12 protein-coding genes are annotated in these 12,559 nt (G+C 48.6%); 5 read left to right on the top strand and 7 right to left on the bottom strand.

Translation table 11 applies throughout. The features are described 5' to 3' along the window. Position 1: 1 nt before the first annotated feature. Entirely contained in the window at positions 2-1,294 is a 1,293-nt protein-coding gene (glnK, locus tag BGM27_RS17515; protein ID WP_020953871.1) for a two-component system sensor histidine kinase GlnK, read from the bottom strand. A gap of 243 nt (positions 1,295-1,537) precedes the next feature. Between glnK and BGM27_RS17510 the strand changes: the two genes are divergently transcribed. The 4 genes from BGM27_RS17510 (at position 1,538) to BGM27_RS17495 (ending at position 6,562) form a co-directional block, all read left to right on the top strand. Then, positions 1,538-2,521, top strand: a complete 984-nt coding sequence (locus BGM27_RS17510; protein ID WP_007409011.1) for a glutaminase — start codon at positions 1,538-1,540, stop codon at positions 2,519-2,521. A 24-nt stretch (positions 2,522-2,545) separates the two neighbouring features. Continuing rightward, a complete protein-coding gene (locus tag BGM27_RS17505; RefSeq protein WP_007409010.1) occupies positions 2,546-3,982 on the top strand; it encodes an alanine/glycine:cation symporter family protein in 1,437 nt (478 codons plus the stop codon). 115 nt (positions 3,983-4,097) lie between these two features. Next, on the top strand, positions 4,098-5,045 hold the full coding sequence (mmuM, locus tag BGM27_RS17500; protein ID WP_007409009.1) for a homocysteine S-methyltransferase: 948 nt from the start codon (positions 4,098-4,100) through the stop codon (positions 5,043-5,045). Positions 5,046-5,158: 113 nt separating this feature from the next. Then, positions 5,159-6,562, top strand: a complete 1,404-nt coding sequence (locus tag BGM27_RS17495) for an amino acid permease (protein ID WP_161620106.1) — start codon at positions 5,159-5,161, stop codon at positions 6,560-6,562. A 40-nt stretch (positions 6,563-6,602) separates the two neighbouring features. Here BGM27_RS17495 and BGM27_RS17490 read toward each other — a convergent pair whose 3' ends face one another. Beyond that, complete coding sequence (locus BGM27_RS17490) at positions 6,603-7,670, bottom strand: branched-chain amino acid aminotransferase (protein WP_007409007.1); 1,068 nt, start codon at positions 7,668-7,670, stop codon at positions 6,603-6,605. A 369-nt stretch (positions 7,671-8,039) separates the two neighbouring features. Here BGM27_RS17490 and gltP point away from each other — a divergent pair, with 369 nt between their 5' ends. Next, on the top strand, positions 8,040-9,290 hold the full coding sequence (gene gltP, locus BGM27_RS17485; RefSeq protein WP_007409006.1) for a glutamate-aspartate/proton symporter GltP: 1,251 nt from the start codon (positions 8,040-8,042) through the stop codon (positions 9,288-9,290). 36 nt (positions 9,291-9,326) lie between these two features. On the opposite strand, the gene trhO is transcribed toward gltP, so the two are convergent. The 5 genes from trhO to pssA all read right to left on the bottom strand — a co-directional run bounded on the left by trhO (position 9,327) and on the right by pssA (position 12,538). Next, positions 9,327-10,295, bottom strand: a complete 969-nt coding sequence (gene trhO, locus BGM27_RS17480; protein WP_007409005.1) for an oxygen-dependent tRNA uridine(34) hydroxylase TrhO — start codon at positions 10,293-10,295, stop codon at positions 9,327-9,329. Positions 10,296-10,399: 104 nt separating this feature from the next. Next, positions 10,400-10,675: a hypothetical protein gene (locus BGM27_RS17475; protein WP_007409004.1), complete on the bottom strand. Its 276-nt coding sequence runs from the start codon at positions 10,673-10,675 to the stop codon at positions 10,400-10,402. 42 nt (positions 10,676-10,717) lie between these two features. Then, complete coding sequence (locus BGM27_RS17470) at positions 10,718-11,533, bottom strand: phosphatidylserine decarboxylase (RefSeq protein ID WP_007409003.1); 816 nt, start codon at positions 11,531-11,533, stop codon at positions 10,718-10,720. Continuing rightward, positions 11,526-12,014, bottom strand: a complete 489-nt coding sequence (locus tag BGM27_RS17465) for a DedA family protein (RefSeq protein WP_217031321.1) — start codon at positions 12,012-12,014, stop codon at positions 11,526-11,528. The genes BGM27_RS17470 and BGM27_RS17465 overlap by 8 nt, the downstream gene beginning before the upstream one ends. Further along, positions 12,005-12,538, bottom strand: coding sequence for a CDP-diacylglycerol--serine O-phosphatidyltransferase (gene pssA, locus BGM27_RS17460; protein WP_007409002.1), 534 nt, complete (start codon positions 12,536-12,538; stop codon positions 12,005-12,007). The genes BGM27_RS17465 and pssA overlap by 10 nt, the downstream gene beginning before the upstream one ends. Positions 12,539-12,559: the final 21 nt, after the last annotated feature.

The raw sequence follows: 12,559 nt of genomic DNA, 5'->3' as shown, positions 1-12,559 counted from the left end.
ATTATGAGTTCATCCTTTCTGCAATCAAATGCTTCACCGGCAGTTTAATCGTAAATATGACGCCTTTTGGCTTGTTATGAAAGGAAATGTCTCCGTCAAGTTCAGTTACGATTTCCTTCACGTAAGTAAGCCCGATGCCCGTTGAAGGTGTGCCGAATTCATCGTATTTGGATGTAAACCCGGGATCATAAACGACCTCTCCGATTTTTTCCGGAATGCCGGGACCGTCATCTTCCGCCTGAAATTCGGCCATCTCCCCCTCCGCCCTGCGCAGCGCGAGGCGGATCTCACCCCTGTCACCCATGGCTTCGACGGCATTGGCGGTCAGGTTATTTAAAATCGACAAGACGGTAAAGACGTGATAATCGGGATGCTCTCCTTCAATCACGCTCCGGAATTGAATGTCCTTTCCTAAAGATTCGGCGTATTTTTCATTGATTCGGATGACGATGCCGACCAGAGCGGCGGCATTCATGTAATCCCGGAATCTCTCATTGGAAATCAGCTTCGACAGGCCGGCGAATATTCGCTGATTGTCTTTTTTCACTTCATGAATTTCTCCCGCAAGTCGCAGCATTCGGCTCCCGAGCTCCCGGTCGTTCCCGCTCATTTCCCGATATAGCTGATAGGATTCTTTCGTCACATGCTCCGTCGTTTTCAGCGTTTTTTTCAAATGAATCGTTTCTTCATATAAGTTGGACACAATCATCAGCATGTGCTCATGCTGCTTTCTCGTTTGTTTTTCCCTGACCTGAGATTCGTGCAGCTTCATCACGTTGAAAAAACTCAGCACAATAAATGTGTGAGAAACAGCGATAACCGCAATATCCGCCAGCTTGTCCGGCATCATAATCTGCCGGCCGCCGGAAAACTGAACCGTCATTTCAACGGCATCGGACGCAATTTCAATGAGAAAACCGAGAAACCCGATCATCAGCGGCCGATCCCAAAAAAGCCTGACCTTCAGCACATAAAACAAGCAGGCATATGTAAAGTAAAAAAAGAAACTGGGATATTGGCTGAAAAAAGCCTCCGCAAAGCCGGCATGCTCTCCTCCCCAACACGCCAGGCCGATCCGGAATGCCACAACGGCTGCACCTGTCAACAGCCCTGACAATACTGCCGGCACATGCCGAAGCAGCAGCAGAAAAAAGAAAAAAGCCGGGGCGCCGAAGCTGATCCGATATACCTCATTCAGAGGGTAAAATTTCAGTTCCCCCGCCAGCGGCACGGTGATCAGCATAAGGGCGAAAAGATAGCCGTCTTTTTTCAGTAAATAGTCGAGCCTGATCATAATCACTTCCTTCTTCTGTCTATTTTGAACAAGACCGATACAGTCCGCAAATTTCTTTAGACCCGAATGGCGGGACGCTCCGGCTGATTTATAAATCTATCGGCTTATTTTAAGAATGATTTTGTCGTATTTTGTATGATTCTGTAGATGTCATTATACATTAACATGGAACACGCTATTTTTGAAAACGTTTTCCAAGACCGGGTTCCGCTTCGGACAGGCTTGCAATAGAGGAGGAATGTTATGAAAGATATGGTCAGAGAGCGCCTTGAAAAAGAGGAACTGGCTTCACTTTTACAAGATTGGGTCGAGCATTACCGACCGTTTTCCGTCAATGGAAAAAGCGCAAATTATATACCCGCCCTCGGAGAAATCAACGACTCTCAGCTGGGCATTTGCATATTAGAGCCGGATGGCTCAATGATTCATGCCGGTGAATGGAATGTCCCGTTCACATTGCAGAGCATCTCAAAAGTCATCAGCTTTATTGCCGCCTGCATGAACAGAGGCATTTCTTACGTGCTGGATCGTGTGGACGTGGAACCGACGGGTGATGCGTTTAATTCTATCATCCGGCTTGAAATCCATAAACCCGGGAAGCCCTTCAACCCGATGATCAATGCCGGCGCCATTACCGTCGCCTCGCTGCTTCCGGGTGAAACGGCGCATGATAAATTAGAATATCTCTTTTCCGTTTTTGAAAAATTAATAGGAAAACGGCCTCACATTCACGAGGAGGTCTTCCGTTCTGAATGGCAGACCGCGCATCGGAACAGAGCGCTCGCCTACTATTTAAAAGAAACGAACTTTCTCGAGGCGGATGTGGAAGAAACGCTTGAAGTGTATTTAAAGCAGTGCGCCATGGAGGGTACAACCGAGGACATCGCTTTAATCGGATTGATACTTGCCCATGACGGCTACCATCCGATCCGACGGGAACAGGTCATTCCGAAAGATGTCGCAAAACTCGCCAAAGCCCTGATGCTGACGTGCGGAATGTACAATGCGTCAGGCAAATATGCGGCTTTCGTCGGCGTCCCGGCCAAAAGCGGGGTATCCGGCGGCATTATGGCATTGGTTCCCCCAAGCGCCAGAAGAGAACAGCCTTTTCATAACGGCTGCGGCATCGGCATTTACGGTCCGGCCATTGATGAATACGGCAACAGCCTGACCGGCGGCATGCTGCTGAAACATATCGCACAGGAGTGGGAGCTCAGTATTTTTTAATCAAACGAACCAAGAGGTGATTGGATGCAGGAATTCCTTGAAAATGTAATCGGCTCGGCAAATGATTTTTTATGGTCAAAACTGTTAATCGTACTGCTTCTTTCTCTGGGACTGTTTTTTACTTTCAGATCAAAGGGTCTGCAAGTCCGCATGCTGAAGGAAATGATCCGGGTTTTGAAGGAAGGCGCGGCCGCCCGGACAAAAAACACCATTTCCCCGTTTCAGGCATTTTGCATCAGTATGGCGGCGCGTGTCGGAACCGGGAATATTACCGGAATCGCCATTGCGATCGCACTCGGCGGTCCGGGCGCTATTTTCTGGATGTGGATTATCGCAGTCATCGGTTCGGCTTCAAGCTTTGTTGAAAGCACGCTGGCCCAAATTTATAAAGTAAAAGATCAAAACGGATTCCGCGGAGGCCCGGCCTATTACATGGAAAAGGGCCTGAAGAAACGCTGGATGGGCGCGCTGTTCGCCGTATTAATCACACTGTCATTCGGGGTTGTTTTTAATTCCGTTCAATCCAATACAATCAGCGTCGCCTTTCAAAACGCATTCGGCACCAGCCGGCTTACATTGGGCATTATTTTAATCGTGGTTTTCGGCGGCGTAATCTTCGGCGGCGTCAAACGAATTGCGAAAATGGCGGAATACATCGTAGTCGTCTTGGCCGTTTTATATATCGGTGTCGCTTTCTTTGTCATTCTGACGAACATCACCCAATTGCCCGGCGTTCTGTCGCTAATCGTAAAAAATGCGTTCGGCATTGATCAGGCAGCGGGCGGCGCTTTAGGTGCGGCCTTGATGCAAGGTGTAAGACGCGGGATTTTCTCAAATGAAGCGGGTATGGGAAGCGCTCCGAACGCGGCGGCGACAGCTACGACGAGCCACCCGGTGAAACAGGGGCTCATTCAGGCATTCGGCGTCCTGACGGATACGCTCGTCATTTGTACAAGCACGGCGCTTATCATTTTATTTTCAGACGCGTATCACCAGCCGGGACTGAGCGGCATCGCGCTTTCTCAGGCCGCCTTGAGCGATCATGTCGGCGCATGGGCGTCAGGTTTCCTTGCCGTCTTAATGCTTTTGTTCGGCTTCAGCGCTCTGATGGGCAACTATTATTACGGAGAAACCAATATCGGATTTTTAAGCCAGAACAAAAAATGGCTGTTCATTTACCGCATCTGCGTGCTCGGAATGGTACTGTTCGGCTGTATTTCCAAAGTCCAGCTTGTGTGGGATATGGCTGACTTGTTCATGGGCTTAATGGTGGTCGTGAACTTAATCGCGATTTTCCTTCTGTCGAAAAAAGCGTTTGCCGCTTTGAGCGATTATGTCCGGCAAAAGAAAGCCGGAAAGGACCCCGTCTTTTACAGAGATGTACTCCCTGATGATGACGGGATCGACTGCTGGGAGTATTCAGACATCGCGAAAAGTGCGAAAGGCAAACACATTTCCTAAACAAAAGGTGTTCGGGCAGCGTCCTGAACACCTTTTTTCTGCCGGTTCATTGACAAAGAGAATAGCGTCCATTACCCTTTTTATATATTTTCAGTAAAGTCAGAAAGGAAGGCCTATGAATCCCATTACACAAATATTAAATGAATACCCGGTTATGATCATAGACGGCGCGATGGCAACCGAGCTTGAGCGGATGGGCTGTGATTTACATGATGATCTGTGGTCGGCCAAAATTCTTTTGGAGAGACCAGAACTGATCAAACAGGTGCATGCAGAATATTTTGCCGCCGGCGCTGATTGCGCGATCACCGCCAGTTATCAATCGACAATCGAAGGATTTGCAGCGCGCGGCATCCCGGAAACCGATGCGATACGTCTCATTCAGACATCTGTTGAACTTGCCGCACAAGCACGCGATGAATTTTGGGCGCATGAAGAAAACCGTTTACACCGGCCCAAACCTTTGATCGCCGCTTCTATCGGACCTTACGGCGCGAGCCTCGCTGACGGCTCTGAATATCGCGGGCATTACGGACTGACGGAGGATGAGCTGATCAGCTTTCACCGCCCCCGGATGAAAGCCCTCATAGAATCCGGCGCCGATCTTTTGGCCTGTGAGACCATTCCGTGCCTGTCAGAAGCAAAAGCGATCACAAGGCTGCTGGAGGAATTCCCCGGCACTTATGCATGGATCAGCTTCAGCGCCAAAGACGGGCGGCATATCAGCGAAGGCACGCCTATTTCCGAATGCGCGGCCCTGCTTGACTCCTGCAGCCAAATCGCAGCGATCGGCATCAACTGCACACCGATCGAACATATTCCGCCGCTGATAGAAGAAATCAAACGGGCAGCATCCAAACCGATTATCGCCTATCCGAACTCCGGTGAACAATATGACCCGGTGACAAAAACCTGGAAAGGCGCAGCGTGCGAAAACCATTTCGGAAAAAGCGCGCAAAGCTGGTACGAAAACGGCGTGAGCCTGATCGGAGGCTGCTGCCGGACGAAACCCGCGGACATCCAAGCCATTGCCGATTGGGCCAAGACCTTAAAAACAACTTGACTAATCGGAATAGTTTGTATATTCTATTCAAAAAGCCGGTTCGCCGGAATCTCGTGCCGTTCGCCGGCATGAGATTTTTTATTAGAACGGCTCTCGCAGAAAGTTGGAAAACAATGAACAACAAGAACGAGACGAATTTTCAGAGAAGTATGAAAAGCAGACACCTCTTTATGCTATCACTCGGAGGTGTGATCGGAACGGGGCTGTTTTTAAGCTCTGGGTATACCATTCATCAGGCGGGTCCGGCGGGCACCATTTTCGCTTACCTTTTGGGCGCGGGCATCGTCTATCTTGTCATGCTTTGCCTCGGTGAACTGTCAGTGGCCATGCCGGTGACGGGCGCATTCCACACCTATGCGAAGACCTATATCGGGCCCGCGACGGGCTTTACGGTCGCATGGCTGTACTGGCTGACGTGGGCGGTGGCGCTGGGCTCTGAATTCACGGCGGCCGGGCTTTTCATGCAGCGCTGGTTCCCGCATACTTCAGTTTGGATGTGGAGTGCGGTATTCGCTCTTTTCATCTTTTTATTAAACGCCTTCTCCGTGAAATTTTTTGCTGAATCGGAGTTTTGGTTCTCAAGCATTAAAGTCTTAGCCATCTTACTGTTTATTTTATTGGGCGGAGCGGCGATGTTCGGCATCGTCCCGATGAAAAGCGGTGAGGCCGCACCTATGCTGTCGAACTTTACGGATGGCGGCAGCCTTTTTCCAAATGGCTTTTTCCCGATACTGATGACGATGCTTTCAGTAAACTTTGCTTTTTCAGGGACGGAGTTGATCGGAATCGCCGCAGGGGAAAGCGCCGATCCGGAAAAAACCGTTCCGCGCGCCATTAAGACCACAGTCTGGCGGCTGGCGCTTTTCTTTATCGGAACGATTTTTGTGCTGTCAGGGATGATCTCCATCAAGGAAGCCGGTGTGATTGAAAGCCCGTTCGTCACGGTATTTGACAGAGTCGGCGTGCCTTATGCGGCCGATCTGATGAATTTCGTCATTTTAACGGCGCTACTGTCTGCGGCCAATTCAGGGCTGTACGCGTCATCACGCATGCTGTGGTCCCTGTCTAAAGAAGGGGAGCTTCATCCCGCCTTTGCCAGGCTGACCTCTAAAGGCATTCCTTTTAACGCTCTGATCTTCAGTATGATCGGCGGCATTCTGTCGTTGTTGTCAAGCGTATTTGCAGCGGATACAGTCTATCTTGTTCTCGTCTCCGTCTCAGGATTTGCGGTAGTGGCTGTGTGGATGAGCATCGCCGCATCGCAATTTTTGTTCCGAAGACGGTTTCTTACAGAAGGGCACCAGCTTTCAGACTTGAAATACAGGACGCCGGGATATCCGGCCGTACCGATAGCGGCCTTTCTCCTGTGCCTCGCCTCCTGTATCGGCATCGCTTTTGATCCGAACCAGGCCATCGCCCTTTATTGCGGAATTGCATTTATGGCCGTTTGCTACACCGCTTATTACTTGAAAAACCGGAAAAGCAGAGCCCGCGTGCAAGCCGTAAAATCCCAATAACCAAAAAAAGAACCCTGCAGCGCAAGGGTTCTTTTTTCATTTATACTTCAACCACCCATCTGAACGAATCCCGCACCTTCCCGACTTGGATGCCGGCAATCGTTTCATAGAGCCTTTCTGACACTTCACCGATTAAACCGTTATTCAGTTCAATCGTTTCTCCGTGAATGTGCAGCGCGCCGACCGGCGAGATGACGGCCGCGGTTCCCGTACCGAATACCTCTGACACCTCGCCTCTCATCGCAGCCTCATAGATGTCTTCAATGGCGACCTGTTCTTCCCTGACGCGGATGCCCCAGCTTTTTAACAGCTCTATCACAGATGCGCGTGTGATGCCCCCGAGAATGCTTCCGTTTAACGCCGGCGTTACGGCCTCTCCGTTTATGATGAAAAAGATATTCATACTCCCTACCTCTTCGGCATATTTCTTTTCCACCCCGTCGAGCCAAAGCACCTGATCATACCCCAGTTCTTCGGCTTTCCGCTGAGCCTGTAAGCTGGCCGCATAATTTCCGGACGTTTTGACGTCGCCCACTCCGCCGGTGACGGCACGCACATACTCATCCTCCACATAAATACGGATCGGTTTCAGCTGATCGCCGTAGTACGAACCGACAGGCGTCAGAACTACCATGAACTTGTAACGCTTTGACGGCCGGACGCCTAAAGAAGGCTCAGTCGCAATTACAAACGGACGGATATATAAAGAGGTTCCTTTTTCTATCGGTATCCATTCCTGCTCCAGCTCCACTAATTGTATCAATGCCTCCAGCGCCAGCTTCTCGTCAAGAGGCGGCATGCTCATCCGCCGTAACGATTTATTCAGCCGTTTTATATTTTGGTCAGGACGGAACATCAATACCCGGCCGTCTTCTGACCTGTAAGCCTTCAGCCCTTCAAATACGGCCTGCCCGTAATGGAAAACCGATGCGGAAGGATCCAGATGGACCGGTTCATAAGGGGTGATTCTCGGATCATGCCACCCTCTCTCCTCTTCGTAATCCATGACAAACATGTAATCTGTGAAGTACTTGCCAAACCCCAATGAAGCGGAGTCCGGTTTTTCTTTTCTTGCTGTGACCTTACGTCTTTCAATCAGTTGATTCAACAAAAGCACACCTTTCTTGTAATTGTTCAAATTTTCAGTCTTTTATAAGCTGCCTGTTTTCTCTGCCTGAATCGTGTATGCACAGATATATGAGGATGCAGTTGACCGTATCATATCAAATATACCACTTATAAGAGGATAATTATCAAAATTTTTGATATTTTCAAGCGAAAATCTAACTTTATTTTATTCTCCTTCATTTTTTTCAATGAGGACTTTCTGTCATATTAAATGATTGCGCTTACATAATGTAAAGCAATCCTTTCTTTCGCACAGTCAATCATGTGACAAATTTATGGCGGATAGGAAGGTGGTTGCCGCCTGCTTCACGAATTACGTATGAAATGCGCAAGTAAAAGGGGGATTCGCTTGAAAAAATTTATCGCATTCCAGATTTTGATCGCTTTAGCCATCGGAGCATTGATCGGCCATTTCTTCCCGGATTTCGGGATGGCGCTGCGGCCCGTCGGAGACGGATTTATCCGCCTGATTAAAATGATTGTCGTGCCGATCGTGTTTTCGACCATTGTTATCGGAGCCGCCGGCAGCGGCAGTATGAAAAAGATGGGCAGTCTCGGCATCAAAACGATTATTTGGTTTGAAGTGATTACGACGCTTGTTCTGGCGCTCGGTCTGTTATTGGCGAACGTGCTGAAGCCGGGAGTCGGACTTAACCTCTCTCATCTTGCTAAAAAAGATATTCACGAGCTTTCCGGCTATACGGAAAAAGTAGTCGACCTGAAACAAATGCTTCTTGATATTATCCCCGTTAACATCATTGACGTCATGGCGAAAAACGATCTTCTCGCCGTCATTTTTTTCGCGATTTTATTCGGTGTTGCCGCAGCCGGCATCGGCAAAGCCTCCGCACCTGTCATGAGTTTCTTCGAATCCACGGCAAATATTATGTTCAAGCTGACGCAAATGGTAATGGTCACCGCTCCGATCGGCGTTCTCGCCCTTATGGCCGCCTCTGTCGGGCAATTCGGAATCGCGCTTTTGCTTCCGATGCTGAAGCTGATCGGCACTGTGTTCCTCGGGCTGTTCCTGATACTCTTCGTTCTGTTTCCGATCGTGGGGCTTATCTTTAAAATCAAGTACTTTGAAGTGCTGAAAATGATTTGGGATCTATTCTTGATCGCTTTCTCCACGACAAGCACAGAAACCATTCTGCCTCAGCTGATGGATCGGATGGAGAAATACGGCTGTCCGAAGCGGGTCGTCTCCTTTGTGGTTCCGTCAGGTTTATCGCTGAACTGTGACGGCTCAAGCCTCTATTTATCGGTGTCCTGTATTTTTCTGGCGCAGGCGTTTCATGTGGAGATGCCGCTTTCTCAGCAGCTTCTGATGATGCTTGTGCTCGTCATGACAAGCAAAGGCATTGCCGCCGTCCCGTCAGGCTCACTCGTCGTGCTTCTGGCGACTGCGAATGCCGTCGGTCTCCCCGCGGAAGGTGTCGCCATCATTGCCGGTGTCGACCGCGTCATGGACATGGCGAGAACCGGCGTCAACGTGCCCGGCCATGCGGTCGCCTGCATCGTCGTGTCCAAGTGGGAAAAAGCATTCAAATATAAAGGACCCGTCACGGCAGACCAGACCGCCCGGACAGAAAGTATGTAAACACAAAAAAGACCACCTTATTGGTGGTCTTTTCTATTAATCAATCGCCGCATGATCCTCTTGTTCAATCAAAGCAAGGCGTTCATTGATTTCTTCCTGAGTCATTTCATGCTCTTTCACATACATGTTACGTTCGTTCGTACGGCATTCGTGACTGCAGCTGCGCATGTATTTGTATTCATTCTCAGGTGTGCAGATCATTTTTTTATTACATGCCGGATTTGCGCAGTTCACATAACGCTCGCACGGCTCGCCCGTGAAATAATCTTTTCCGATGATAACGTGCTCTACGCGGTTGACCGGTACGCTGATTCTTTCGTCAAACACGTAGCACTGTCCGTCCCACAGTTGCCCTTTCACTTCAGGATCTTTACCGTAAGTGACGATACCGCCGTCAAGCTGGGACACGTCTTCAAAGCCCTTCTTCAGCAGCCAGCCGGAAAATTTTTCACAGCGTACGCCGCCTGTGCAGTACGTGAGGATTTTTTTGCCTTCAAGCATGTCTTTGTGCTCTTCAATCCAGTCCGGCAGCTCACGGAACGCCTCAATATCAGGTCTGACCGCTCCGCGGAAATGACCGAGATCATACTCATAGTCGTTTCTGGCGTCGATCACGATCGTGTCAGGATCCTGCATTTGCTCATAAAAGTCTTTCGGTTTCAAATGCTTGCCCGTCGTGACATTCGGATCAACATCATCTTCGAGACGAAGCGTCACCAATTCTTTTTTATGGCGCACAAACATTTTGCGGAATGCATGTCCGTCAGCCTCGTCAATTTTGATCGGCATGTCGGCAAAGCGCGGATCAGCTTTCAGCGCATTCATGTATTGTTCCGTCTGTTCAACCGTTCCGGACACCGTACCGTTAATGCCTTCCTCAGAAATCAAAATACGGCCTAACAGACCGAGCTCCTTACAAAACTTCAAATGCTGAGCCGTGAACTCCTCAGGCTCATCAATCTTTACATATTTATAATAAAGTAAAACTCTATATTGTTTTTCCATGATTTATACACCCTGTTCAATTATATTAATGATCGCACACTCTACTATATCATACAGGAAAACGGGCGAAAGATGAACATTTCCGTCCGTACTCTTTCTTCCAGTCACGCTTCGCCTTTTAAAACCTGCTGAAAATAAAACCGATACGTATTGCGCAAAAAGGTCTCAAGCGAAAGGCCGGCCGCGGTCTGATACTTGCCGATAATAAACGGAAAACGGTCACGGCCTTTTGCCCGCAAAAGATCGGCGCTGTCTTCAGCCAGTTCTGAGATGAGCGCCTCAACGACAGGCCGGCATGCGTCCCGCACGGCTTCAAGAATTTGCTGATCCCCTGTATGCTGGTACTGTTCTATCAGCTTTGCCAAATCCTTTTCTTCCATAATATTCACTTCCTTACACCATATAAAAAAGAGGAGCAGCTTTTATAAAGCGGACGCCTCCTCCTGTGACTCCGCATAACCGATGATCTGGCCGACCTGTAATTCACGGCCTTCAGTCAGGTTATCCGAAGGGGTAAACATATCTTTCTCGAATACTAAAATAACGGTCGATCCAAATGAAAAATAGCCCAGCTCTTCCCCCGTCTCAAGCCTGTTTCCGGTGTTTGTCTGAACGATCGAGTTAATATTCATCGCACCTACCGGAATCATGAGCATCTGCTGGTCAGCACGGGTCAGCTCGTACACATAACGGTAATTTTTTGAGAGCACGTCTTTCCCGTACTTTAACCCCATCGTATTAACGGGATAGGAGCGTTTCCCCAGCTCGGCCAGCTTCTGATACGTGCAGCTGACAGGAGAATGGAAGCGGTGGTAATGTCTCGGGCTCAGGTAAAGCACGGCAAAACACCCGCCGTTATACTTGTGATCGGCGCTTTTAAACCCCGTCAGTTCGGCGAACGAATAATCCTTCCCTTTTACCATGAAAGTTTGATTGGGTTTAATCATGCCAACCGTCTGAACGACACCGTCCACCGGGCTGACGATGGCGTTCTTCTCTTTTGCCACGGGGCGGAGATTTAAATTAATATCACGAATGAAAAATGACGCCAATGAATCAAAGTCAGAAGCCGTGCGTTCCGTTTCATTCCAGTTGATGCGATAGTGTTTGGAAAACAGCGGAATCATCGGCTTGCTCAGTTTCGATTCACAGAAGTTTTTAATGAGATAAGACGTCAATCGATTATTAGTCAGTTCAATCAATGAACGGTAAAGAACTTTAGCGGCAGTATTAAACATTGATTACTCCTATGAATTTTCCTATAGTAATAAAAATAAAACACCATAAAAACGCTCCGATGGCGGCGAAGCATAAGTAGATTTTGAATTCCATTCTGCCGATTCCGGAAAAGTAGCAGGTCACGTGTCTGATGCCGGGGATGAAATAACCTAAAATAATGGTGTACGGCCCGTACTTCTTCATCCACCTGTCTACTTTCTCCATCCTCTTTTCCTTCAGGCCGACCCATTTCCCGAACTTATTAATAAACGGCCGGCCGGCTTTTCTGCCGATGAAGTAGCTGATAATCATCCCCAGGAGCGCTCCGATAAAGCTGATCAGAATGGAGAGCCCGTAATTCAGCACGTTTAAATGAGCGAAGTAGCCCACAAGCGTCATCATGACTTCATCCGGAATAGGCAATCCGATAATACCGAGTGTCAGCATAAGAAAAATCGCGATATATCCGTAATCGGATATTAATTGCTGAACTAATTCCATCTTCTGCTCTCCAGGTTTTCAGGCGCCTGTTTTTTAAAGTGCGGAAATTTAATGTTGCTGACCATTAAATAACCGAGCGCGATCGTTCCCGCCCCCAGAAGAAAAGCGTTATTGATAAAGCTCAAAATGACAAGACACATACCCGCAAACGGAATCGGCATCCCGATAAACGTCGGCAGCTTGCTTTGTTCAATATTAAATCTGGAAAGACGGATCATCCCGCAGATGCTGTAGGAAAGCGCGATTAAAATTCCGATGAACGGAATCGTATATAGTGAAACACTGTAAGCGAGCATGGACGGCGCCACGCCGAACGTCACGAGATCAGCAAAAGAGTCAAGCTCCCTTCCCATCTCCGATACCGCGTTCAGCTTACGGGCGGCCAAACCATCAAAGAAATCAAGAAACATCCCGGTGAAAATAAAGATCACCGCAGAGTGTATATTATGATACAAAAGGGAATGAATCGATAAGAGCCCGCAAATAAAATTTCCAATTGTAATCATACTAGGTATATAATTCACAGTTTACACAAACCTCCAATT

Source organism: Bacillus sp. FJAT-27001 (genome assembly GCF_019039175.1).
Lineage (GTDB): Bacteria > Bacillota > Bacilli > Bacillales > Bacillaceae > Bacillus > Bacillus velezensis.
The sequence above is the reverse complement of the archived record's forward strand: the minus strand, read 5'-3'. Positions and strand labels throughout refer to the sequence as shown.

What these genes read in the sequence shown, in the direction of transcription:
- BGM27_RS17505 (WP_007409010.1), top strand. Translation starts at nt 2,546, where the DNA reads ATGCAGGAATTCCTTGAAAATGTAATCGGCTCGGCAAATGATTTTTTA.
- BGM27_RS17475 (WP_007409004.1), bottom strand. Translation starts at nt 10,675, where the DNA reads ATGGAAGAAAAGGATTTGGCAAAGCTGATAGAACAGTACCAGCATACA.
- BGM27_RS17470 (WP_007409003.1), bottom strand. Translation starts at nt 11,533, where the DNA reads ATGTTTAATACTGCCGCTAAAGTTCTTTACCGTTCATTGATTGAACTG.
- BGM27_RS17495 (WP_161620106.1), top strand. Translation starts at nt 5,159, where the DNA reads ATGAACAACAAGAACGAGACGAATTTTCAGAGAAGTATGAAAAGCAGA.
- BGM27_RS17465 (WP_217031321.1), bottom strand. Translation starts at nt 12,014, where the DNA reads ATGGAATTAGTTCAGCAATTAATATCCGATTACGGATATATCGCGATT.
- glnK (WP_020953871.1), bottom strand. Translation starts at nt 1,294, where the DNA reads ATGATCAGGCTCGACTATTTACTGAAAAAAGACGGCTATCTTTTCGCC.
- BGM27_RS17510 (WP_007409011.1), top strand. Translation starts at nt 1,538, where the DNA reads ATGAAAGATATGGTCAGAGAGCGCCTTGAAAAAGAGGAACTGGCTTCA.
- trhO (WP_007409005.1), bottom strand. Translation starts at nt 10,295, where the DNA reads ATGGAAAAACAATATAGAGTTTTACTTTATTATAAATATGTAAAGATT.
- mmuM (WP_007409009.1), top strand. Translation starts at nt 4,098, where the DNA reads ATGAATCCCATTACACAAATATTAAATGAATACCCGGTTATGATCATA.